Source organism: Ensifer sp. Root278 (genome assembly GCF_001429285.1).
Lineage (GTDB): Bacteria > Pseudomonadota > Alphaproteobacteria > Rhizobiales > Rhizobiaceae > Ensifer.
The window spans coordinates 40501-63372 of record NZ_LMJJ01000008.1 but is presented as its reverse complement, the minus strand read 5'-3'; the positions used below and the strand labels follow the sequence as shown (position 1 = coordinate 63372).

The following is a 22872-nucleotide window of genomic DNA, read 5'->3' as shown; positions in this document are numbered from 1 at the left end:
TGCGAAGGCGCTGATCCGTCAGTAGCTGCCGCGCGAGAAGCAAACGGCTGGAATGGTCTTCACGACGATGGAGAAGTCGCTCAGCAAGGACCAGTTCTGGACATAATGGGTATCGAACGCGACGCGTGCCGCGTAGGAAACGTCGTTGCGTCCGCTGATCTGCCACAGGCCGGTAAGACCGGGGCGCGATTGCAGGTAGTAGACAGCAGCTTGGTCGTAGAGCTCCAGCTCATCCTGCACCACCGGCCGCGGGCCGACGATGCTCATTTCACCGCGGACGATGTTGATGAGCTGCGGCAGCTCGTCGAGGCTCAGCTTGCGCAAAACGCTGCCGACGACGGTGACCCTGGGGTCATCCTGCAGCTTGCGCGTCGCGCGCCACTCCTCATAGGCCGCAGGATTGCTTCTAAGATACTCTTGCAGAATCCGATCACCGTCCGGCCGCATTGTGCGGAACTTCAGGCAACGGAAAGACTTCCCGTTATGACCGATACGGCGATGGCCATAAAAGATGCTGCCGCCGTCGGAGAACTTGACGAGCGCAACCAGCATCAAAAAGAGCGGGCTCAGAAAGACGAGCGCCAGTGAAGCGGCAAAGATATCGAAGCCTCGCTTCGAAATGCCACCCACGGGCGGGAGCGCTGCAGTCTCTGCGGCACTGAAAAACGGCGAACTGGCCGATCGGGTCGCAGACTTCATAGAGATAACTCCATTTAGGTTGGCGATTGGTCGGTCCCTCGAAGGGAGCGCTCTTATTCAAGAAAGAGTGTGTGGTGAGAATTTGTCTTTTGAGGGCGAAATAATGGCGGGTACCCGGTAGGCGCCTAAATGACGAATATCACTGATTTCTCATATGTAATATTTCCATCCAGCCAGCCGATATATTATGAGACGATAAAGTCTTACGTTCGGAGCTTTCGTGTATTGTATTGTTGGCGCGCAACTACGTTTCCGAAAAGCGAATATATCTTTGTATCTGTTATGTTTGCGTTCACCTGCAAGCACGTGTCTTGGCGCCGATAAAAATTGGCAGGCGTCAGTCTTTCCGATGAAATGCTGCAATGCGGCAAGTTTTTGCGCCGCACGCGCGGCGGGACACCAAAAGTTAATTTCGTAACAAAAGGTGATCTCAATCGTTGCCCAAACAGCAACCAGCGGGCGGTGCGGTCACGACAAGACGCCGGATGGTGGAGGAATTGCCTTTGGATTGCCACGGAGTCGCAACGGTCGAATCGATGCGGGATCGAAAAACGGCCAAATTGATTCGAATGCTCTAAACGCGACATAAAGACTTTGGAGGCACAGTGGCAGCAGGGTGCGGGCTTTTGGCGGTTGAAGCGAAAGGGCGCTGCCAATATATTGGAATCCTGAGGAGGAAAGGCCGAACTCCGATGACGACATCGACGACAGAACCGAGCGCGAGGTAGCGCTATGTACGCACCGCGCGTTCTTGTGAGCATGCTCGGCGCCTTGGCCGTGTTTGCGATCGTTACCTATTTCCTAAACGGCTCGCTGGCGTCGACGCTTATCCAGACCGTCATATGCGCCGTCCTGATGCAGGTCGGCTATTTCTTCGCCGTGCTTTACCTGGTGTGGAAGAAGGCGCGGGAGAAGGAAAGACAGGCCGCCGAGATGGCGCAATTGGCCGGCGACGACAAGTCGGCCGCCAACACCGCGCCGCGCCGCCTCCATCGACCCGGCCACTTTAATCGCTGATCAAGGCTGGTCTCCGCGCTCGGCGGACCACACGGCGGTACTCGAGAAAATCTCAGATTTGACGCGTTTGCGACACGATCGCCCTGCATGGTTCGGCCGTTGCCATCCTGGCGATGTCGCGTGGCTGCGGCTAACCCAAGAAGCGGAGCCGCGCTGGAACCGAAATACCGCAGAGCTCGCAAAGACAAGCGCGCTGCCTGTTAGACACGATGCTGGAGGCCCTCATGACCACAGACGTCTGCGTCATCATCGCCGCAAAGAATGCCGACGCAACCATTGCCCGAGCCGTTGCATCGGCCCTGGCAGAACCGGAAAGCGCCGAGGTGGTGGTGATCGACGATGGCTCGACGGATGACACCGAGGCGGCCGCGCGCTCTGCTGACGATCTGAGCGGGCGCCTGACGATCGTCCGCTTCGAAAGCAATCGTGGGCCTTCGGCCGCCCGCAACCATGCCATTTCGATCAGTCGTTCACCGGTGCTTGCAATCCTCGACGCGGACGATTTCTTCCTGCCGGGTCGTCTCGGTCGGCTGCTTGCGGAAGACGATTGGGACTTTATCGCCGACAACATCGCCTTCATCGACGAGGCCGCAGCGACCGACGTCGCCCAGAAGATCGATGAGTTCAAACCGCAGCCCCGCCTGCTCAGCCTGATCGACTTCGTTGAAGGCAACATCTCCCGGCGCGGCGTGAAGCGCGGCGAGGTCGGGTTTTTAAAGCCGCTGATGCGCCGCCACTTCCTGGAGGGCCACGCCATCCGCTACCGGGAAACGCTTCGATTGGGCGAGGATTACGATCTCTATCTCCGCGCCCTGGCAAAGGGCGCGCGCTACAAGGTTATCCGCAGTTGTGGTTATGCGGCCACCGTCCGCAGCAATTCATTGAGCGGCAGCCATCGCACCGAGGATCTCAAGCGCCTCTACGAGGCCGACCGGATTATCCTGGCCGCAAACACATTGGAGAGCGAGGCTGCGGCCGCCATCCGAAGGCATGAGCGGCATATCAAGGACCGTTATCAGCACCGGCACTTTCTCGATCTGAAGAGAGAACGCGGCGCGGCGGCAGCCATAGGCTACCTCCTGCGCCAACCCGATGCCGTTCCTGCGGTCACGGTCGGCATCATTGCCGACAAGACCGAGCGCTTCAAACAGCCTCACTCGGATGCTCCGGCCGCGCTCGGTGGTTCCGGAGGGTTGCGTTACCTGCTTTCCCCCACTGCGGACGGTCACCAATAGTCATTTAGGCCACGGCACTTTCTGGGTGCCGTGGCCGTATCGTCAGAAGTACGCGCGACGCACGGCCGCAAGAGCCTCCAGAAAACGGTCCTTACGCTCGGCAAGTCGGCCGTCGCTGCTCAATTGCGGCGCCGCCCGGATTGCCTGCCAAAGTGCAAGCGTCGAAGGGGCGGCGAGAACCTGCTTGGCAGCGCTGCGCAAAAAGGTCTGTCTCGGCTCAGCCACCGCCACCATCACATTGTGATCGACGGGGCGCAGGTTCGGCACATCAGCCAGCGTCTGTGCCTCGAAGCCCATACCCCAGAAGCGCTCGCCCTTGATCATGGCTTCGGCACGGCTCGAGACCGGCACGTGGCGCGGCTGGTAGTGAACGCCAACGGTGCTTGCCCAGTCGTTCCACTTGAAGCTGTTGATGCTCTCGGACGTGGTGACGGCCACCCATGGCACGCGAAAGGCGTCTGCGAGAATGGCGCCATGCATCGATTCGGCGATGATGAGTTCGGATTGGGCAATCTCGCGGATCACGCTTTTGGCTTCGCCCCGCGGGTCGATATAGTGCAGGCCAACGGTACCGCAGGTGACCGGCCACATGCCGGCAATGGCGCTTTCCCAATGCGGAACGAAACTGCGTTTGTGGAGCTTCGGCAGGTTCTGGAACTCCGGCATCTCCGCGACCATCACGGCGGGATCGACGATGCCCAGTTCAGGCGCGATGCCGATCTTCCCGGCGGTCAGCGGACCTCGAACACAGCGGATATCCCATTCCTTCGGATCGCGCATGTCTGGCAAGGTGCCGTAGCCGAAGCCGCTGCCGATAACGAGCTTTCTGACACCGTCAGGCAAAAGTGCACGGTTGAGCACGGTGCCGACCCCCACCAGCAGGATTTCCTCGTGAGCGTCGCGGAACCCAGGCAGCAGGAAATCCCAAAGCCAAAGATTGAGGTCGTCGCCAAAATTACCGTGCTGAGATTCCCAGTAGTAGGGGTTCATGGGCAGTCCCTTCTTTCAAAATGCTGGATACGTCCGGATGCCGCGCCAGGCGGTCTTGTTCTTCCTCCTCGAAGGAGTGCTTCGATCAATGCGCGCGAGAAAACTTGCCGACGGCGAGTTCCAGCGCGCTTTGCAAGAGCCTTGGATCACGCAGGACCCAACGCGCCAACAGGCGGAATTGCGGTGACTTGCGTCGCTTGAGCCGACGCGCCTGGCTCCACAGCGCCTGCCGCCGTGCCGTATGTTGATAGGACCGGATCGAGGCGATTGCCGTAGGCTTGCGTGAGAACCGGCCCTCGAGCGTTTCCAGAGCAACGAAGGTGTTGAACTGCTGCTGCAGGAACTGCGGCGAATCGTTGTCGATCGAGTGAAAGATGTTGATGCCCTCGCCGCGCTCGGCGCCAGCTTCATCACAAAGCACGACGCGTTTGGCGGCAAGAATGCAGTCGCAGAAGAACAAGACGTCCTCCGCTGCCAGTCTCAGCGCCGCATCGAAGCGGACCGTCTCGAAAAGGCTGCGCCCGATCACCATGCAGGAGAGATGCAGGAAGCTCCAGTTTCTGAGCATCACATTGGTAAGGTCAGGAATTTCGACCACCAGCGGCGCTTCCTGCAGTCTGACGACGCTGTGGCTTTCCGTCAGCTCGGCAACATCGAAATGGTAATAGAACGCCTCGCCGCCGGTGATCGACGCCCAATAGCAGTCGGCACTGAAGCGGCTCATGCTTTCATAGGCATTCTTCAGATGATCCGGGGTCCATTCATCGTCAGAATCGAGGAATGCCACGAACTCGGAACCGCCGGGAACATGGTCCAGTCCGGTGTTGCGTGCGCCGCCAGGCCCCTTGTTGGGCTGGCTTATCACGGTCAGTCGCGCTCGTTCCTGCTCACTTAACGGCTCCAACTCCTCATCTATCGAATAGGGGGAGCAATCGTCTATCACCAGAACGTGGAAGTCCTGAAACGTCTGGGCAAAGACGGAGGCAAGCGCCCGCCGAAGAATACCCGGTTCCTTCTGGTAGTACGGAATAATAACAGTCAGCTTCGCCATCTTTTTGCCCCTGCGGTTTCTCTAAAAGAGTCTTGCGTGGTCTCCTCCCACCGGGTCGCGGCCTTTCATCTAGCCCTAGTCCTTTGTCGGAAATCCTTCAAAGGCATCATAGGATGCTCGCTATGCCCTCAACCGTAAATGCCAAGTCCGTGACACGGAATGTCGGCTGGAGCGTCCTTTCAAAGACAGGTACTTTCGGGCTGAAATTTGTCACCGTGCCGATTCTTGCGCGTATCCTGACGCCGGAAGAGTTCGGGACGGTGGCCGTTGCGCTCACTGTCGTCCAGTTTTTGGCGATGATCGGCGGTGCTGGTCTCGCCTCCGCGCTTATCATTCAGCGCGACGAAGACATGGAGCTCATCCACTCCGCTTTCTGGGCCAATCTCGCGGTCGCGCTGCTGATGGCGCTTGCACTTTTCGTCTTCGCCGATCCATTGGCAAGCCTGCTCGGGGCACCCGAAGCGGGGTACCTGCTTCGGATCATGAGCGTGCTGATCCCGCTGCAGCTTGGCGGAGACGTCGCCTATTCTCTCCTCGCCAGGCGGATGAATTTCAGCAAGGACGCGGTCTGGACCATGGTCTCCGAGACCGTCGGGGCGCTTGTTGCCGTCGGCGCAGCACTGCTTGGCTTCGGCGTTTGGTCGCTGCTGGCGCAGCTTTTCGTCTCCGCATTCATCCGCCTTGCCGGCCTCTATACCGTGTCCGGCTATGTGCCCCGGCTCGTCTTTTCCCCACGCCGCGTGCTGACGCTCAGTCGGTTCAGTTTCGGCATGATGGGGTCGGAGATTGCCAATTTCGTCACTTTCCAATCGCCAATGGTGGTGATCAGCCGGTATCTCGGCCTTTCGGACGCCGGTGCCTATTCGGCGGCGAACCGTTTCTCCAGCATTCCCAACCAGATCGTGCTTTCGGCGGTCATGGGCGTTCTCTTTCCCGCCTTCAGCCATATGGGCGAGGATCGCCAGCGGCGGTCTCAAGCGTTGATGTTGAGCACGCAGGTCACCACCGTGCTGTTGGCACCGATGATGTTTGGCCTTTGGGCTCTTGCCGAGCCGGCGATGCTGGTGCTTTTCGGCCAGCAATGGGCGGCCGCCTGGCCGGTCCTTGGTTTGCTTGCGCTGTCAAAGGGACTTTTGACACCCTGCAGCACCTACGTCCCCTACCTGAAAGGCATCGGCCAGGGGACCATCCTCTTCTGGTGGGCGGTCATCCGCGCTGTCGTGACGACCGCAGCTGTCGCCTACGGGGCAATTGGTGGCTCACTTGTTGAAGCGATGATTGCGCTCTGCATCGTCAACCTGGCAACGCTGCTCGGCTATTCCTGGGTCGTGTTCCGGGCCGATCGCCTGCCCTTCTTGCGCGGCTTCCTGATCTCGATCAGGCCGATGATCGCGGCTTTCGCGATGGCGGTTGCCGTCAGGCTGTTGCTGGACTTCTATGGCGCGCTCATACCGAGCGCGGTTCTCCAGGTGCTGATTGGCACGGCAATCGGTGGCTTGATCTATCTCGTGCTGATGCTGCTCGTCGAGCGCCCGTTGTTGGCGAAACTCTACGGCATGATCCGCAAGCGCAACGCTTCGTCGAGCGTGGCCGCCGCGGCTGAATAACCGATTTCAGGCGCCGGAAACTGCCTCATCCTCGCCGCATTTCGGCTCGGCTCGGGTCCGTATTGGCCATTTGTCGCGTGACAAGAGAGAAAAACAGCACAATTTTACCGCGACTAGCGACACCAAACACTAGTAAAAGCATCAGCAAATAAGCGGCTGATAATATTCCGTAAATGCCCTATGCATAGGCTTTTTTCCCGACGCCGGCGCGCAAATGGGTAAATCTTCCTAGAAATTATTGAACATCGGATGCTGCATTGCAACAAAGTACGGCCGATTCGTTTGTTGCAGCGCCATATTTTCATCCGTGCCCGGGCCTAGCCTTTAGCACAATGAATGCGGGCTCTGGTCTGCTCTGTTGAAACGGTCGCCTGGAAAATGGCGCTGGCAGATAGGGGTGACGGACATCGTGGATGTGAACGCGAACATCTCGTCGCGGATCAATCTGATGCGCATCGTGCTGATCTCCGGCATCGTCTTCGTGCACGTGCCGCATGATCCGGTGACGAGCCCGTATGTCGGCACCTATGGTGTGCTCGATTGGCTGCGCGTCTTTCTTGGCGACAGCCTTTTTCGTGTCGGCGTCCCGTGCCTCAGCGCGATCTCCGGCTATCTCCTGTTCCGGCGTGGCCTCGACAGTTTCGACTATGGCAAAACGCTCAAGACCAAGGCCAGAACCGTCCTGTTGCCCTTCCTGCTTTGGAACATTGCTTTTCTGGCACTGGCCTTCGTTGCGCAAAGCAAGGGTATCAGCTTCGGCTACCTGCCCGATGTCGTGGGCGCAAGCGCACGGGAATGGTTGAACCTCGCCGTGGCGCTCCAGGATTTGCCGATCAACGTGCCGCTCTACTTCCTGCGGGATCTGCTGCTTTGCATCGTGCTTTCGCCGGTACTGGCGTGGCTGATCAAGCGTTATCCGATGCAGACGCTCGCACTGTTGCTCGCCTATGCCGTGCTACCGCTGCCAAACGGCATCTTCCTGAAGAAGTCGATCCTCTTTGGTTTCAGCGTCGGCATATACATGAGCCTGAATCGCGTTGACGTGCGCAGTCTCGATCGCTTTTCCTGGCCGATCACCATCGCCGTCCTTGGCGCTTCGGTGCTGCTTTCGCTCGTGCTCTATCGGTACGGACCCGACTTTCCGGTCTGGGTCGATATGCTGCGCAGTCTGACCGCCCTCTGCGGCATTCTCGGCTCCTGGGCGGTTTCCGCGTTACTGGTCCGCACGAACGTCGGGGCATCTCTGGCGCGCGGCGGCGGGCTCAGCTTCTGGATCTTCTGTACGCACTATCCGCTGCTGGTTCTTTTTTGGATGATTTGGAACCGCGCCGGCCACGGATATTACCCGGCCTTCTATTACACGGTTCCGTTCATCACGATCGCAATCCTTGTCGCCGCCTACGGCCTCGCCGGGCGCTGGCTTCCGAACCTGACTGCAATCCTGACCGGCAGCCGAGCGGGCGCCGCCCGAGGCGCAAAGGTGCGGCCGGCGGAACAGCGCGCCGAACTTTCACCACAGCAAAGGACCTGACCATGAGATCTTCTGGACCTCACCGCCTCGCCCTGTTGAGCCTTGTCGCGATTGGCCTTGCCGGCCCGGCAAACGCCGGGGACACAGCAGAGGCAAAGTCCTTCATCGACAACTTCGATACCCTCGACACCGGCATCTGGTATGTCTCCGACGGCTGGAACAATGGCGCCCACCAGAACTGCACCTGGTCCAAGAAGCAGGTGAAGGTCGAGAACGGCATCGCGGAACTCTCCTTCACCGAAGGAAAGCTTGGCAAGCGCAACTACGCCTGCGGCGAGATCCAGACACGCAAGCGCTTCAGCTACGGGACCTATGAGGCCCGCATCAAGACGGCCGATGGTTCCGGGCTGAACTCGGCGTTCTTCACCTATATCGGCCCGGCCGACAAGAAGCCGCACGACGAGATCGATTTCGAAGTCCTCGGCAAGAACCCCGCAAAGGTTCAGATCAACCAATATGTCTCTGCCAAGGGCGGCAACGAAAAGCTTGTCGACGTGCCGGGCGGCGCCAACCAGGGCTTCAACGACTACGCCTTCGTCTGGGAGAAGGAACGTATCCGCTACTACGTCAACGGCGAACTGGTCCACGAAGTGACCGATCCCGCGAAGATCCCCGCCAACCCGCAGAAGATCTTCTTCAGCCTTTGGGGAACCGACACGCTTTCGGATTGGATGGGCGCCTTCTCCTACAAGGGACCGTCGACCATGCAGATCGACCGGATCGCGTTCACCGCGCCGGGAGACGAATGCCAGTTTGCCGAATCGATCGCCTGCCGAACGAACTAAGCGGCGGCCAGGAACCGCATTCCTAATCGACGCGTTCAAACCGCGACGCCCAACGTTTCAAACCATGCTCGGCGACGGCCGAGCAGAGAACCGGATATTCGATATTCATGCTGCAGGTACTTTATTTCGCACAGGATCTTGCCGACCCCGCCGTTCGTCGGCGTGTCCTGATGCTCCTTGCCGGGGGTGCAAGGGTCAAGCTTGCGGGGTTCAGGCGCGACGCAAACCCGCTAGCGGCGATCGAGGGCATCGAGCCCATTGAGCTCGGGACAACGCATGACGGGCGTTTCGTTCAACGGATCGGCGCGATCGCCAAGGGCTGCTTCTCGCTCAGGCAGGCGCTGCGCAATGTCGAACGCCCGGACGTGATCATTGCGCGCAATCTCGACATGCTGGCGATCGCCAGGAAGGCTGTGAGTGTGTTGGGCGGTGACGTGCCGATCGTTTACGAATGCCTCGACATTCACCGCCTGCTATTGCGCCCCGACATCGCCGGCAAGACGTTGCGGGCGAGCGAGGCGTTCCTCGGGCGTGATGCGCGGCTCCTGATCACCAGTTCTCCGGCCTTCGTCGAGCACTATTTCCGCCCGCTTTCCGGCATCACGGCCCCGACCATGATGCTGGAAAACAAGGTGCTCGAGCTCAACGAGACCATGGCGCGACCGCTGGTTCCGGCAGCGTCGCCGCCAAAGGATGGGCCGTGGCGCATCGGGTGGTTCGGCGCATTGCGCTGCCGCAAATCGCTGGCGCTGCTGTCGGCCTTGTCCCGCAAAATGGAAGGACGCTTCGAGATCGTGCTGCGCGGTCGGCCGGCCTATTCGCAGTTCGATGACTTCGAGGGCTTCGTGCGCAATGAACCCTTCATGCAGTTCCACGGGCCCTACCGCAGCCCGGAAGAACTGAGCGACATCTATTCCGACGTGCACTTCACCTGGGCGATCGATTTCTTCGAGGAAGGCCAGAACTCGAAATGGTTGTTGCCGAACCGGCTCTACGAGGGCTGCCGCTTCGGCCGTGTGCCGATTGCGCTCCGCGGTACCGAGACGGCACGGTTCCTCGCCATCCGCGGCCTCGGCATGCTGCTCGACAAAGCGGAGCCGGAGGCGCTCGCCACCCTGCTCGGTTCGATCGACCCCGAGCGTTACATTGAGGCATCCGGCCGGATCGCGACTTGCGCGGCTGATACCTGGATTTTCAGCCGCAGTGACTGCGAAAGCCTTGTCCGGCGGCTTTCGGCGGTCACGTCGGCGGCTCCGCCGCGGATCGCGCCTAACCTTTCCCCAACTCCTCAGAACGAAGGCGGATTGTCATGAGCAACAACACGCTGGCTTCGACACGAACCCTTATCGTCATTCCCTGCCTCAACGAGGCTGAGCACATCGAAGGCCTGGTTGAGGGACTGCGACCGGCAGCGGCGCATCTCAACGGCGCCATTCTGATTGTCGACGGCGGCAGCACCGATGGCACGGGCGAGATTGCTGCGCGCCTCGCCAAGGCGCATGCCTCGGTGCTTGCTCTCGACAATCCGAAGCGCATCCAGAGTGCGGCGATCAATCTTGCCGTCGCCGAATACGGAGCGTCCTACGATTACCTGATCCGCATCGATGCTCACGGGACCTATCCAGACGACTACTGCGAGCGTCTTGTCGAAGAGGCGCTTGAGACCGGTGCGGACTCCGTCGTCGTCGCAATGCAGACGGTCGGCTTCACGCCTTTCCAGAAGGCGACGGCCTACGCCCAGAATTCCAAGCTCGGCAATGGCGGCGCCAAGCATCGGCTCGGCGCCACGAGCCACTGGGCCGATCACGGCCACCATGCGCTGATGCGGATCTCCGCCTTTCAGGCAATCGGCGGCTATGACGAAATCTTCAGCCACAACGAAGATGCGGAGTTCGACTACCGCTTCCGTCAGGCGGGCTATCGCATCTGGATGACCGACCAGACGAGCATGGTCTACTATCCGCGCGCCAAGGTCGGCCCGCTCTTTCGCCAATACTTCGCCTATGGACGGGGGCGCGCACGCAATGTCCTGAAGCACCGCGCCTGGCCGAACCTCCGACAGCTTCTGCCGCTCGCCGTGGCACCCGTCGCCATTGGCGCTCTGCTCGCCGTCATCAACTGGCTCGCGGTCGTGCCGGTGGCGCTCTGGGCGGCCGCCTGCATCGGCTACGGCATGTGGATGGCGCTCGGCCAGCGGAACCCCTACGGCCCGCTTGCAGCCCTTTCGGCCATGGTGATGCATTTCGCCTGGTCGGCCGGCTTCTGGCGCGAGCTTCTTACCGCGCGAAACCGAAAGGTGGCGCCATGACCGATCTCGCCAGAAAACGGATCGATATTGCGGTCTGCACCTTCCGCCGTCCGGAACTTGCGGAAACTCTGCATTCGCTGGCGCTCATCACGTTGCCCGCCGATGTCGACATCCGCGTCATCGTTGCCGACAACGACACGACGCCGAGTGCCGAGGCGCTGGTCAACCAGATGCGCCCGACCATGCCCTTCGAGATCCTTTACGTGCATTGCCCGGCGTCGAACATCTCGATCGCCCGCAATGCCTGTCTCGACAATAGCGCCGGTCACTATCTCGCTTTCGTCGATGACGACGAGACCGTATCGAGGACGTGGCTCCTGCAATTGCTCGACACGGCCGCTACGACCGGGGCCGATGTCGTGCTCGGCCCGGTTCGCGCCGAATACGCGTTGTCCGCGCCGAACTGGATGCGCCGCGGCGACTTTCATTCGACCCGCCCCGTATGGGTCGATGGCGAGATCCGCACGGGCTACACCTGCAATGTGCTGCTCGATCTCACCCGGCCGGTCCTTTTCGACAGACGGTTCAACCTGGCTCTTGGGCGGACTGGTGGTGAGGACACAGAATTTTTCCGCCATATGCATGCGGCCGGCGGACGTCTCGCCTATGCCCCGGATGCATTGGTCTTCGAACCGGTTCCGGAAAAGCGCGCGCGCCTTGCCTGGCTTGCCAAGCGCCGCTTCCGTTCGGGCCAGACTCACGGGCGCCTGTTAAGCGAGCCGGGCCAACCCACAAGGCAGGTGGTGGAAATCGCCCGGGCGATGGCCAAATCCGGCTATTGCGCTACGGCGAGCCTCTTTCTTCTCGGGTCGCCGATCGCCCGTTCGCGCTACGCCCTGCGCGCCATCATGCATGCGGGTGTCGTCAGTGGGCTTCTCGGCGTACGTGAACTTCAGCAGTATGGGGCCGCGACCGCCGGATGACGATCCCAGCACCAGAGGTCAGTTTTGTCGTCGCGGCCTATAATGCCGCCGACACGATCCGCCGCGCCATTGAGAGCGCGCTCGCACAGGAAGAGGTCGACCTGGAAGTGATCGTCGTCGACGATTGCTCCACCGACGACACCTGTGCCGTGGTCGAAGAGATCGCGGATCCACGTGTGCGGCTGTTGCGGCTTGCGAAAAATCGTGGGCCCGGCGGAGCGCGCAATGCCGGACTTGAAGCGGCACGCGGCAACTGGATCGCCATTCTCGACGCGGACGATACCATCAGCCCCCGACGGCTCTCCCGCATGATTGCGCTGGCTTCGACGGCGAGCGCCCAGATTGCCGTCGACAACATCGACGTCGCGAACCTCGACGGGCGCGTCGAGCGCATGTTTCCGGAAACCTTGCTCGAACAACACCGGGTGCTGACGCTTGCTGCTTTCATTCAATCCAATGTGCTTTTCCGCTCGACCTATAATTTTGGCTATATGAAGCCGATTTTCGAGCGCCGTTTCCTGGAGGAGCATGGCCTTCGCTTCAAGCAGTCCATACGGATCGGTGAAGATTACATCCTGCTTGCATCTGCGCTCGCCCATGGCGGACGTTGCATCGTCGATCCCTTAGCCGGCTATTGCTACCACATTCGCGAGGGCTCGATCTCCCGGGTGCTCGAACTTCGCCATATCGAGGCGATGATCGCAGCCGACAAGGATTTCCTCGCAAACCACTCGATCGACGCCGAAGCGATGACAATGCAGCGTCGCCGTGACAGGAGCCTGAGCGAGGCGCATGCCTTCCTGCGCCTCGTCGATCATCTGAAATCCAGATCGTTGGTTGGGGCCGCCCAGGTGGCCTTGTCCGACCCCAGTGCGCTTCGGCACCTCAGAATGCCGATCGCCGTGCGGCTGCGACGCTTGCTTGCGCCGCTCGCACGATTGAAGCCCGCCACACCGACGGTGGCGGCTGAACGATCCACCTCGGGCAATAGCCCTCACGTACGTAAAGGATAAAGCCATGGACCGTATCAGGACCGTCAGGAAAGCTGTGATCCCGGTCGCCGGCAATGGAACGCGGTTCCTCCCCGCGACAAAGGCGATACCCAAGGAGATGCTGACGATCGTCGATCGTCCGGTGGTGCAATATGCGGTTGATGAAGCCCGCCAGGCGGGTATCGAGCACATCGTTTTCGTTACCAGCCGCAACAAGCAGGCAATCGAGGACCACTTCGACGACACGCCGGAGCTCATCTCGTCGTTGACCCGTTCCGGCAAGAATGCCCAGGTTTCGGAACTGGAAGAGATGCTGCCGCGTGCCGGCTCGGTCAGCTTTACGCGGCAGCAGGCGCCGCTCGGCCTTGGCCATGCCGTCTGGTGCGCGCGCGACGTGATCGGCGACGAGCCTTTCGCGCTGCTCCTGCCGGATATGCTGTGTCACGGGGCGCGCGGCTGCATGGCCGGCCTCGTCGATCTCTATCGCCAGACCGGCGGCAACGTCGTCGGGGTCGAGCAATGCGCCCCGGAAGATGCGTCGAAATATGGCATCGTCGGCAAGGGCGCCACCGTTCCCCACGGTTTCGAAGTCACGAAAATGGTCGAAAAGCCGCGTGCAGGCGAAGCACCGTCGAATTTTTACCTGAACGGCCGCTACATCCTTCAGCCCGAGATCTTCGACATTCTCGCGCACCAACAACGGGGTGCCGGCAACGAAATCCAGCTGACCGACGGGATGCTGAAACTCTCGCAAAATCAAGCGTTTCACGCCCATCCGTATGAGGGGCGCACTTTCGACTGCGGTTCCAAGGAAGGCTTCATCGCCGCCAATGTCGCCTTCGCACTCGCGCGCTCTGACCTCGGCGACATGGTCTATGCCGCGGTCAAGGACATGGTTCTGTCTCATGAAGGCCGCATCCGCGCGGCATAGAGCTAGTTTGGCGCCTCTTATCGAGGCGCCAGCCTTCGGACCAAAAGGGAAACGGACAGAGCGACCCAATGAACCAAAGAAGTCTCCCCTTCAATAGCGTTGTGCCGAGGGAAATGGAGGAACCCGATAGGTTCATCGACCTTGACCGGCTCTTTTCGGTCATCGTTCGCCGCGCCAGGCTGGTTGGCGCGTTCGTCGTGCTGTTCATGGCACTTGGCGCGGTCTACCTCGTTTTCGCGACGTCGTTCTATACGTCGATGACGCAGATCCTGCTCGACGAGAACCTCTCGAAATATGCCGAGGAGCAGGCAACGCCACAGAACAGCCAGCTGCTCGACACCCAGATGGCAAGCGCCGTCGAGATCCTGAAGTCCGGCGAGCTCGCCTTGCGGGTCGTCGACAAGATGAAACTCGACGACAACGACACGGTCCTCAATCCGCCACGCTCGCCCTTCGGCGCCGTTAAGGACTGGCTGAGATCCGTGACCGGCGTCTTTTCGTTTGGATCCGATATTTCCGAAGAGGCGGCCCGCAATGGCCGACGTCAGAAGGCGGCCGCGCTCATCCAGCAGGGGCTGGCCGTCGAGCGCGTAAACCGAAGCTCCGTTGTTGCGCTTGCTTACCGTTCCAGCGATCCGCAGCTCGCCGCGGCTATCGTGCGCGGCTATGCGGATGCTTATCTCAACGATCAATTGAACGCCAATTTCGATGCGACGGAGCGCGCCTCCGTCTGGCTGCAGGAGCGTCTTGCCGATCTCAGGCAACGCTCGCAGGTGGCTTCGCTCGAGGTCGAGAAATACCGCAGCGAGAACGGCCTGACGCTCGCTCGCGGCGAACTGATGTCCGAACAGCAACTGGCAGATCTCAACAGCCAGCTCATCATCGCTCAAGCCGACACGGCAAGCGCGTCCGCACGGTTCAAGCAGTTCCAGGCGATCGTCGACCAAGGGCCTGAAACTGCGGTCAAGAACGCGACGATTTCCGCCAAAGAGGGCGACAACTCCGTCATCCGCGAACTGCGTACCCGTTACCTGGCCGTCAGCAAACGCGAACAGGAAGTGACGCAAAGCTTCAGCGCCGACCATCCCCAGGCAGTATCGCTGCGCAAGGAAAAGTCCGATGTCGGCCGGCAGATCTTCCAGGAACTGGAGCAACTCACCGCGAGTTACCGCAACGAATATGAGGTCGCCCGCTCGCGCGAGGCTTCGCTCAGGGAAAACATCGAAGGCACAACGGGCCGAAACTCGGATGCGAACCTTTCGCTCGTGCATCTGCGTGAACTCGAGCAGAAGTCGGCAGCGTTGAAGACCCTCTACGAGACCTACCTGAACCGCTACGAGCAGGCCTCGCAGCAGCGCTCCTTCCCGATCGCCAAGGCCCGGGTGATTTCCACGGCTGGTGTTCCAACCTCGCCCTCAAGTCCGAAGAAGACCTTGGTTCTGGCACTTTCGGCGGTGCTCGGCATGATGGCAGGCGGTGCGTTCGCAGCTTTCCAGGAGTTCCGCGAGCGGACCTTCCGGCTCGAAAGCGACGTGCGTTCAATCCTCGGACACAGGTCTTTCGGCTATGTTCCGCTGATCGGCCCGCGTCAACTGACCACGACCGACCGCGTTCGCGCGCGGTTGATGAAGGGCAAGACGCCCCAGCCGGCGACACAGGCCGCAGAGCCGTTGCCGTTTGAACGGGTCAGTCGCATCGTGCTCGACGCGCCGCGATCGTCTTTCGCCGAGACCTTCCGCAACGCCAAGCTCGCCTGTGACCGGATGTTGCACGGAAACGGCTCGCGGGTGATCGGCATTGTTTCTGCCGTTCCGGACGAGGGCAAGTCGATCATCGCGGCGAACTTTGCCGCACTGCTCGCGGCAAGCGGCAAGAAGACGCTGTTGATCGACGCCGACATCCGCAAGCCGGGGCTGAGCAAGATGATCAATCCGCCGCCAAAGACCGGCCTCGTCGAGGCGCTGATCGGCGAATCTTCCTGGCCCGCCGGCATCAAGATCGACCAGAAGACAAAACTGGCAATCTTCCCGGTTGGCGGGGAAGCTGGGGCAAAGAGCGAGCCCTATGACAGCCACGAGTTGCTCGCCTCCCCGGCGATGGCCGACCTTATCGACAATGCCCGCAAATCGTTCGACTACGTGATTGTCGATCTTGCGGCGCTTGCTCCGGTGGTCGATGGCAAGGCGTTTTCGCCGCTCGCCGATGGCTTCATCTACGTTGCAGAGTGGGGCCGCACGCCGTCGCGTCTGGTGCGTGATCTGCTCAATTCCGAACCGCAGATCAACGGCAAGATCCTTGGCGTGATCCTCAACAAGACGGACATGAACGAACTGGCGAAGTACAGCGACTTTGGTGGCGCTGAGCACTATCGCCATCGTTTCGAGAAGTACTACGTCGAGAACGCCGGGACCTACCGCAAGACTGAAGCGGCCTGATCGCGTTCCCTTGCGCGTCGAGACACGAAGCCTCGGACCGGAAACGGTCCGAGGCTTTTCACTGTGGGTGGTCGCAGGCTAACAGGGCTGAGAATGCCATCCACTGTCGAGCGAAAGCCCAGAAAAGATGATTGCAGCGCCAGCGGAAAGCTATTCGGCGGACGGGTCTGGTAGCGAGGGCGATCCCAGCAACCTCAACCGTGCAAGATGGGGCGAAGACGTGGATGCAAGCAATCTAGGATCACGCACACGTTTCACGAAAGCAATTACGCCTACGCTCAGTTGAATAACGTTTGAGGCGAATTATGTTTCCAGACGAAATTACCGCGGCGGCGTGGACCATTTCAGCCAGACATCTCGCACGCGGACAACGCGACCCTACGATGATGGTTGCCGAGGCGATTGCGTTGGAGCGGCAACGCTGTTTGGCCATTGCCACTGAATGCTGCGGAGAAAACAGCGGCGTGGCCAGAGAAATACGAAACGCCGGTAGTTAGGTGACGTGTTTCAATCTACTCCGTTGTAGGTGGCAGGCGCCAACTGATGGTGCTTGCCGTACTCACGCGTTGATGATGCCTGCGGCGATCGCGAGAAGTGCACTATCAACGACTGGTACCATCCGCGGAGCTCAATCCTTCCAGAAGAGCGGGGTCAGGATGACCAGCACCGTCAGGATTTCGAGACGGCCAAACAGCATCATCACCGACAGAAGGTATAGGGCTGGATCCGACAAGGTCGAGAAGTTACCAGCCGGTCCGATGATCGGCCCGAGACCGGCGCCGACATTGGAGAGCGCTGTGGCAACGGCGGAGGCAGCAGTGACGAGATCATAGCCCATGGCGCCCATTGCCAGGCTGCCGAACGCCCAGATGAACATATAGGCGGTAAAGAACATGAAGACCGTGCGCTGGACATCAATATCGACGAGGCCCTTGCCGTAGCGCACCGTGTGGACCGCATTCGGATAGATCAGCTTGAAGAGGCCCGCCCGAATGGAATTGAAAATGATGATGAAACGGTACGCCTTCATGCCGCCGGCCGTCGAGCCGGAGCAACCGCCCATGAAGGTGGCGGCGAAGGCGAGCGCCACGATGAACTCCCCCCACAGCATGTAATCGTCGCTGGCAAAGCCGGTGGTCGACAGGATTGACGAGACCGTGAAGAACCCATGCGCAAGCGCATCGCTCGCTGTGACGCCATTGGCGAGCCGCTGATAGAGACTTGCGGCAAGCGCAAGTGTGGTCAGATAGGACAGGAAGACGATGATCTGCGGATCCTTCAGCGTATCGAGCCGGCCGCGAACGATGAAGAGAATGAGCACCGAAAACGGCAGGCTGCTCAAGGTCATGAAGAACGTGGCGACCCAGAGGATCGGCAGGCTCTTGAAGTAGCCGAGCGAGGCGTCGTGGGTGGCGAAGCCTCCGGTCGCGATCGTCGACATTGCATGGTTCAGCGCGTCAAAGCGGCTCATGCCGAGGTAGGAGTAGATAATCGCGCAGGTGACCGTCAGCACCACGTAGATGAGGATGAAGGCACGGGTAAAGGTGACGATCCTGGCGAAGGGCTTTTCGGTCGTATCCGACGATTCCATCTTGAAGAAGGACATGCCGCCGACACGCAAGTAAGGCATGACAAAGAGCCCGAGCGCCACGATCCCGATGCCGCCCAGCCAATGCAGCAGCGAGCGCCAGAGCAGAATGCCCGGGGGAGCGAAATCGAGACCGGTGATCACCGTCGAGCCAGTCGTGGTAATGCCCGAGACGGATTCAAACAGGGCCTTGGCAAAATCGAGTTCCAGCGACGAGAACCAGAAAGGCACCGCGCCGACGAGCGAGATGACGAGCCAGAGCAAGTTAACGACGAGGAAGCCCATCTTGCGGCTGAAGGGCGGAGGGCCGCCCTGCGTCGCGGCCATCGTCAGGAGTGAGATGCCCCCAGTCATGAAGGCCGACACGGCAAATATCCGCCAATCCGGATGCCCATAGAACAGGTCCACCGCCGCCGGAAGAAGCATCGTGAGCGACAGGTAGAAGGCTGCCTTCGCGGCGATGTTGATTGCGGATTGGTAGAGAGATGCATGCAATGGTCGGCGGCCCCAGCGCAGTTGCCCGAAAGCCCGAATCGGCTGTTGGGATCGGCCGCCATTCAATCCGAAAGTCGCGCGATTCGCACCCGCCGCGCTTGGCAAGCCCGCCGGGCATCGACCGACAGCCCGCTTTCTATCTTGCATTCCGCGCGTTTTATCACTGCCAGTGGGACGAGCAGCAGCGGCAAACGCCGATAGGCTGCGGTTTCCACAGCCCTTCTGCGGCATTTTGCCCATTCAACTCTAACTCACGAAAAGATCGGGCCTTTCGGCAGCGACAAGTCATCACCTTGACTTATTTCAGCGTGTAAAGCCTGCTGCATCCATTCCACATGCAACCTTGAGCACAACCGATGACACCCGCCCGTTTCACCCAATGCCTTCTCGTTCTTCGTTGGACGCCGATCAATCTGGCGAGCGCCCTCCATTGCAACCTGGCGTGGATCGAGGCGATGGAGACCGGGGAGGAGAAGGTGCCGGACGAACTGGCGACCTGGCTGGAGACGCTGGCGCGGACCCACGAGGAACTCGGCATCCCCGTCACATATCGTGGCAAAGGCCTTGAACCGGCAACAAGCCGAGCTTCGCGCCGTTAACCGACGCAGCCGGGCGCTGATCCAAGCGGAACTCTGCGCCGGGGTAGGTCAATTGTTCTCCGGGGCGATTGCCAAGGCACCAGCAGGGCTGAGCGTACCGCAGCGCCAGAGCCGGTAAGATTGCTGCGTATCCCAGTCATAGTAGTAGGCCGCATCCAGTCGCTTTGTCTTCGCGAAGTCGGAGAAGACGCTGCGCATGGCAGCCATCGCGCCCTCGCGCTGACGATCATCGACGGGACAGGTGCGGGCCGTGTTGGCGATCCCCCACTCCGTCACCCAGCATGGCCGGCCGCTCTCCGATGGCTCACAGAAACCGAGGAGCTTAGTGACGACGGATGTGATCGCTTTCGGATCCTTGCGGGCGGGGTAGATGTGGATGCCGTAGGCATCGACATGCTTGTCCATTCCTCGTTCCCGCAGAAGCGTTATCACCTCAGCTGGATCGAGCCGCTCCATGCCTTGCCGGTCCGCTTCCTTGGCGCCCATGTCAGAGAGCCCGGCGGAGACAATGGCGCCGCCGCTGCTCTTGGCGCTTTTGCGCACCTCATCCCGGGTGATCCTTAGTACCTCGATGTAGCGGTTGAGGCCTTCTTCGAAAGCTGCGCGATCCTTGAGATCGGCGACAGTTCGCGGCGTCTGCTGACCGGGTTTCGGATAGACGGCAAGATCGCCATTGTAGCCGGCAAGGTTGATCTCGTTTCCAGGCTCCACAGCTTCGAGGCGAACACCGAGCGCATCCAGCCGCGTGAGTGCTTCGCGAAGGCCCAAGCGGTATCGATCGAGATCCAGATCGGACAGGCGGTTGATGTCCCAGATGCGCCCCTGGCCGCTCCGGGGGCGTACCGAATCCGCATAGTAACTTTTGTTCGCCAGCTGGATTTCGAGCAGGATACGCAATCCGAGCCGGCTGGCTATACCGACCGCGTCGATGCTCTTTTCGACCGGCCGCGACAGAGAAAGCCGCACATGCGTGGCGCCGCTATCGGCGATCTCTTTGAGCACGCGCTCCTGCTCGGCACGGTCGAGCCAGGCGAGATTGAGCCGATTGACCCCGTAGCGCGCAAAAGCGGCGTCCCCGGCCAGGGCTGGCAGGGCGATCGCCGCCAGGGAAAGCTGGGCGGCAAGGAGCAGCGCCCATGGCGCTGCTCTCGTCAAGAGGCGATTAGATCCCAACCTGTTTGAGCGCACTTTGGAAGTTCGCCTCGCAAGCCGAATATCGCTCGGTGACGGCCTGTGCATCGATCTTGGACAGGAAGTTGGCGAGATGGGCGCGCTTGTCGCTTTCGCGGTTCCACACGCCCGCCTCGATATAGGGGAAGCCGATGAATTCGAGCATCTCCCGCATGCGGTCGTCGACGGCAATCATCAACGACGGCGTACCCGCCTGCATGCCGATGACGCAACCGTGGAATCGCCGGCCGATGCAGAGGTCTCTCGACGACGACCAGGCGCGCCACTGGTTGGTGTCGAAGAACACCATGAGCTCGTTCTCTCTCTGCCACTTCTCTTGATGCTTGTATTCGGTCTTGCCGGTGATGCGCCCGCTTGAGCGGTCGTAGACCGGGTCGTTATCGTCAACGGGAAGCGTAAGGTTATAGGCGACGACCTCGTCCTGGATGACGTAGCTTGCGACGCTATCGGGCTTCAGCAGCGCATGGGCATCGACGATCGTGTCGGCGACGCTGCCGAGATAACCGCCGAGAGCGAGTTTCTGGGCCGATGCCAGGTCCGCATTGGCTAGAGACGTCAGCGAACGTCGCATCTCGTTCGGCGCGAAGAAGAGCGACGGGCAGCCGGTCGGCTTGACGAACTTCATGCCCTCGGCCCTGAGGAACTCCGCGGTGAAATAGCCCCGGGTCAGGAAGAAGCTCTCCTTCTGCTTCAACACCTCGAGGAACCGCAATGTGCCGGCCGGCAGGTTCTCCTTGAGCCCTTCCCGTTTCTGGATGCCGATGCCCATCACCAGCACGGGCATCTTCAGTTTCTCGAAGACATCCGCTTCGAGATCGGCAGAGTATCCCGGGCGCAACAGGTTCGCCGAGGCGAACACGCACATGTCGAATTCCTTGTTCAGGGCATCATAGACATCGTTGGCGCCGCGGCTGTTGACCAGGTGCCAGAAGGGCACATAGGTCACGTCATGTCCGCGCAAGGCGTAAGCTGCGCCCTCGCCGATCAGGTAGTTACCGGTGTTGGCGATCTTTTTGACCTGATCGATCAGTTCCTTCTTGCTTCGGATGTCGTCGAAGTAAGGCTTGTGATGGACCGTCGCACCGGAAACACGCGAGACGGTACGCTGGAGATATGAAGGGATTCCGGTGAGCAGGATACGCATCGATACACCTGAGTTATGGGCTGACCCACAGTTGACGTAGAGCGGGATGAGGAATCGTGTGCGCAGTCTTCCCCATCCCGCCCGAACATTATGAAATCGATCGCATTCGTGCCTCGGGTAGAACGCACCCGAGGCGTCAGCGATTTATTGGCCGATGCCGATTTCGCGCAGCGCCGTGCGGAAATTGCGTTCGCGATCGGAGTAACGGTCGACGAGTTCGGATACGTTCAGCCCGGCCAGATGGCTGGCGACGAATTCCGCGCGGTTTTCGGCTTTTTCGAGTTCCTGCACCTCGACCGACGGTAGGCCGGTAAAGCCCAGCATTTCGCGCATCCGGTCGTCAACTGCCACCATCAGGCTCGGCACACCCGCCTGCATGGCGATGATCGAGCCGTGGAACCGTCGGCCGAAGTTGAAGTCCATATGCGAGGCCCAGGCGCGCCACTGGTTGGTATCGAAGAAGGTGCGCAAGTCGAACGGCACCTTCAGACGATCCGTACCGGGATAGGCGATATCGCCGAGCATCTTTCCCGAGCAAGAGTCAAATACTCTGCCATCGGCATCCGGCTCGACCTTCATGTCGAAGTGGAGGAACTCATCCTGGATAACATATTGCGGCTTTGCACCCTCGGGGTTCATCGCGATGGCATCGACGATGCAATCGTGATTGGCGCCGAGATAACCCGAAAAGATCGTCTTTGCCTGGCCGATCTTGACGCTTGGCAGCTTCTTGATCGATGCGCGCATGTTGTTCGGCGCGAAGTAGACCGAGGGGCAGCCGGTCGGTCGAACGTATTTGAAGCCCTGGTCCTTCAGATAGCCAGCCGTCTCATAGCCACGGGTCAGGAAATAGTGTTCGCGGTCCTTGAGCACGTCGAGCAGCCGCTTCGTCCCTTCCGGCAGGCCGGTTTCGAGATCCTTGCGGTTCTGATGGCCGATGCCGAGCATGACGATCGGCATCTTGAGCTTGCTCAGCACATCGGCTTCGGCATCTGCCGACAGTCCCTTGCGCAGGAGATTTGCGCAGGTAAAGACGCAGATATCGAAGTTGTTGTTGAACTCGTCGAACCCGCTGCCGTTCTTGTGGGCGTTGTAGAGATGCCAGAACGGGATCTGCTTGGCATGCGGCGCGATGGCACGCAGAGCTCCCTCACCGATCAGATAGTTGCCGGTGTTGCTGATGTTGCGAAGCTCCTGAAGAAACTCGTCCTTCGATTCGGGCTGTTTCTGCCGTTCCGAATAGGAAACCGACAGGCCATTCGCGCCATTGGCGAGGCGCGTATAATGGCCAGGAATGCCCGTCAGGAGGATTCTTGGACGCATGCGTATGTCCCTTCTAGTTAAAAAGTCG

The 22872-nt window shown here is 60.3% G+C and carries 19 protein-coding genes; 12 read left to right on the top strand and 7 right to left on the bottom strand.

The genetic code is table 11. The features are described 5' to 3' along the window. Positions 1–18: 18 nt before the first annotated feature. Positions 19–699, bottom strand: a complete 681-nt coding sequence (locus ASE60_RS09215; RefSeq protein ID WP_057249486.1) for a sugar transferase — start codon at positions 697–699, stop codon at positions 19–21. 732 nt (positions 700–1431) lie between these two features. Between ASE60_RS09215 and ASE60_RS09210 the strand changes: the two genes are divergently transcribed. After that, positions 1432–1716 (top strand): exopolysaccharide production repressor protein, encoded by a 285-nt coding sequence (locus ASE60_RS09210; protein ID WP_057249485.1) that lies wholly within the window; start codon positions 1432–1434, stop codon positions 1714–1716. Positions 1717–1940: 224 nt separating this feature from the next. After that, complete coding sequence (locus ASE60_RS09205) at positions 1941–2951, top strand: glycosyltransferase family 2 protein (RefSeq protein ID WP_244495575.1); 1011 nt, start codon at positions 1941–1943, stop codon at positions 2949–2951. 42 nt (positions 2952–2993) lie between these two features. Here ASE60_RS09205 and ASE60_RS09200 read toward each other — a convergent pair whose 3' ends face one another. Beyond that, on the bottom strand, positions 2994–3941 hold the full coding sequence (locus tag ASE60_RS09200; RefSeq protein WP_057249482.1) for a polysaccharide pyruvyl transferase family protein: 948 nt from the start codon (positions 3939–3941) through the stop codon (positions 2994–2996). An 85-nt stretch (positions 3942–4026) separates the two neighbouring features. Beyond that, positions 4027–4992, bottom strand: coding sequence for a glycosyltransferase family 2 protein (locus ASE60_RS09195; protein WP_057249480.1), 966 nt, complete (start codon positions 4990–4992; stop codon positions 4027–4029). A gap of 122 nt (positions 4993–5114) precedes the next feature. Between ASE60_RS09195 and ASE60_RS09190 the strand changes: the two genes are divergently transcribed. The 9 genes from ASE60_RS09190 to ASE60_RS09150 all read left to right on the top strand — a co-directional run bounded on the left by ASE60_RS09190 (position 5115) and on the right by ASE60_RS09150 (position 16504). Next, positions 5115–6599: a lipopolysaccharide biosynthesis protein gene (locus ASE60_RS09190; protein WP_057249478.1), complete on the top strand. Its 1485-nt coding sequence runs from the start codon at positions 5115–5117 to the stop codon at positions 6597–6599. Positions 6600–7014: 415 nt separating this feature from the next. Further along, the gene (locus ASE60_RS09185; protein ID WP_057249701.1) at positions 7015–8130 is read left to right on the top strand and encodes an acyltransferase; all 1116 of its coding nucleotides are present in this window, start codon (positions 7015–7017) and stop codon (positions 8128–8130) included. Between the two features lie 2 nt (positions 8131–8132). Further along, positions 8133–8915 carry a glycoside hydrolase family 16 protein gene (locus ASE60_RS09180; protein WP_057249476.1) on the top strand — a complete coding sequence of 261 codons (783 nt, stop codon included), beginning with the start codon at positions 8133–8135 and terminating at the stop codon, positions 8913–8915. 107 nt (positions 8916–9022) lie between these two features. Next, positions 9023–10228: a hypothetical protein gene (locus ASE60_RS09175; protein WP_057249474.1), complete on the top strand. Its 1206-nt coding sequence runs from the start codon at positions 9023–9025 to the stop codon at positions 10226–10228. Further along, positions 10225–11223, top strand: coding sequence for a glycosyltransferase family 2 protein (locus tag ASE60_RS09170; RefSeq protein ID WP_057249472.1), 999 nt, complete (start codon positions 10225–10227; stop codon positions 11221–11223). The genes ASE60_RS09175 and ASE60_RS09170 overlap by 4 nt, the downstream gene beginning before the upstream one ends. Then, positions 11220–12146, top strand: a complete 927-nt coding sequence (locus ASE60_RS09165) for a glycosyltransferase (protein ID WP_057249471.1) — start codon at positions 11220–11222, stop codon at positions 12144–12146. The genes ASE60_RS09170 and ASE60_RS09165 overlap by 4 nt, the downstream gene beginning before the upstream one ends. Next, complete coding sequence (locus ASE60_RS09160) at positions 12143–13159, top strand: glycosyltransferase family 2 protein (protein WP_057249469.1); 1017 nt, start codon at positions 12143–12145, stop codon at positions 13157–13159. The genes ASE60_RS09165 and ASE60_RS09160 overlap by 4 nt, the downstream gene beginning before the upstream one ends. 4 nt (positions 13160–13163) lie before the next feature. Continuing rightward, a complete protein-coding gene (locus tag ASE60_RS09155) occupies positions 13164–14069 on the top strand; it encodes a UTP--glucose-1-phosphate uridylyltransferase (protein WP_057249467.1) in 906 nt (301 codons plus the stop codon). 113 nt (positions 14070–14182) lie between these two features. After that, positions 14183–16504, top strand: coding sequence for a polysaccharide biosynthesis tyrosine autokinase (locus ASE60_RS09150; protein ID WP_280137705.1), 2322 nt, complete (start codon positions 14183–14185; stop codon positions 16502–16504). 628 nt (positions 16505–17132) lie between these two features. Here ASE60_RS09150 and ASE60_RS09145 read toward each other — a convergent pair. After that, positions 17133–18587: a TrkH family potassium uptake protein gene (locus tag ASE60_RS09145; RefSeq protein WP_057249463.1), complete on the bottom strand. Its 1455-nt coding sequence runs from the start codon at positions 18585–18587 to the stop codon at positions 17133–17135. A 356-nt stretch (positions 18588–18943) separates the two neighbouring features. Between ASE60_RS09145 and ASE60_RS09140 the strand changes: the two genes are divergently transcribed. Beyond that, positions 18944–19186 carry a hypothetical protein gene (locus tag ASE60_RS09140; RefSeq protein ID WP_057249462.1) on the top strand — a complete coding sequence of 81 codons (243 nt, stop codon included), beginning with the start codon at positions 18944–18946 and terminating at the stop codon, positions 19184–19186. Positions 19187–19234: 48 nt separating this feature from the next. On the opposite strand, the gene ASE60_RS09135 is transcribed toward ASE60_RS09140, so the two are convergent. From ASE60_RS09135 to ASE60_RS09125, 3 genes are all read right to left on the bottom strand, one after another. Then, positions 19235–20341 (bottom strand): glycoside hydrolase, encoded by a 1107-nt coding sequence (locus tag ASE60_RS09135; protein WP_244495574.1) that lies wholly within the window; start codon positions 20339–20341, stop codon positions 19235–19237. A 7-nt stretch (positions 20342–20348) separates the two neighbouring features. After that, positions 20349–21521, bottom strand: coding sequence for a polysaccharide pyruvyl transferase family protein (locus ASE60_RS09130; protein WP_057249460.1), 1173 nt, complete (start codon positions 21519–21521; stop codon positions 20349–20351). 144 nt (positions 21522–21665) lie between these two features. Beyond that, positions 21666–22844, bottom strand: coding sequence for a polysaccharide pyruvyl transferase family protein (locus ASE60_RS09125; protein WP_057249458.1), 1179 nt, complete (start codon positions 22842–22844; stop codon positions 21666–21668). Positions 22845–22872 lie beyond the last annotated feature (28 nt).

Excerpts from the sequence above, each read along its gene's own strand:
- ASE60_RS09195 (WP_057249480.1), bottom strand. The coding sequence starts at position 4,992 with ATGGCGAAGCTGACTGTTATTATTCCGTACTACCAGAAGGAACCGGGT.
- ASE60_RS09125 (WP_057249458.1), bottom strand. The coding sequence starts at position 22,844 with ATGCGTCCAAGAATCCTCCTGACGGGCATTCCTGGCCATTATACGCGC.
- ASE60_RS09210 (WP_057249485.1), top strand. The coding sequence starts at position 1,432 with ATGTACGCACCGCGCGTTCTTGTGAGCATGCTCGGCGCCTTGGCCGTG.
- ASE60_RS09200 (WP_057249482.1), bottom strand. The coding sequence starts at position 3,941 with ATGAACCCCTACTACTGGGAATCTCAGCACGGTAATTTTGGCGACGAC.
- ASE60_RS09215 (WP_057249486.1), bottom strand. The coding sequence starts at position 699 with ATGAAGTCTGCGACCCGATCGGCCAGTTCGCCGTTTTTCAGTGCCGCA.
- ASE60_RS09170 (WP_057249472.1), top strand. The coding sequence starts at position 10,225 with ATGAGCAACAACACGCTGGCTTCGACACGAACCCTTATCGTCATTCCC.
- ASE60_RS09155 (WP_057249467.1), top strand. The coding sequence starts at position 13,164 with ATGGACCGTATCAGGACCGTCAGGAAAGCTGTGATCCCGGTCGCCGGC.
- ASE60_RS09130 (WP_057249460.1), bottom strand. The coding sequence starts at position 21,521 with ATGCGTATCCTGCTCACCGGAATCCCTTCATATCTCCAGCGTACCGTC.
- ASE60_RS09175 (WP_057249474.1), top strand. The coding sequence starts at position 9,023 with ATGCTGCAGGTACTTTATTTCGCACAGGATCTTGCCGACCCCGCCGTT.
- ASE60_RS09205 (WP_244495575.1), top strand. The coding sequence starts at position 1,941 with ATGACCACAGACGTCTGCGTCATCATCGCCGCAAAGAATGCCGACGCA.
- ASE60_RS09165 (WP_057249471.1), top strand. The coding sequence starts at position 11,220 with ATGACCGATCTCGCCAGAAAACGGATCGATATTGCGGTCTGCACCTTC.
- ASE60_RS09180 (WP_057249476.1), top strand. The coding sequence starts at position 8,133 with ATGAGATCTTCTGGACCTCACCGCCTCGCCCTGTTGAGCCTTGTCGCG.
- ASE60_RS09150 (WP_280137705.1), top strand. The coding sequence starts at position 14,183 with ATGGAGGAACCCGATAGGTTCATCGACCTTGACCGGCTCTTTTCGGTC.
- ASE60_RS09140 (WP_057249462.1), top strand. The coding sequence starts at position 18,944 with ATGACACCCGCCCGTTTCACCCAATGCCTTCTCGTTCTTCGTTGGACG.
- ASE60_RS09190 (WP_057249478.1), top strand. The coding sequence starts at position 5,115 with ATGCCCTCAACCGTAAATGCCAAGTCCGTGACACGGAATGTCGGCTGG.
- ASE60_RS09160 (WP_057249469.1), top strand. The coding sequence starts at position 12,143 with ATGACGATCCCAGCACCAGAGGTCAGTTTTGTCGTCGCGGCCTATAAT.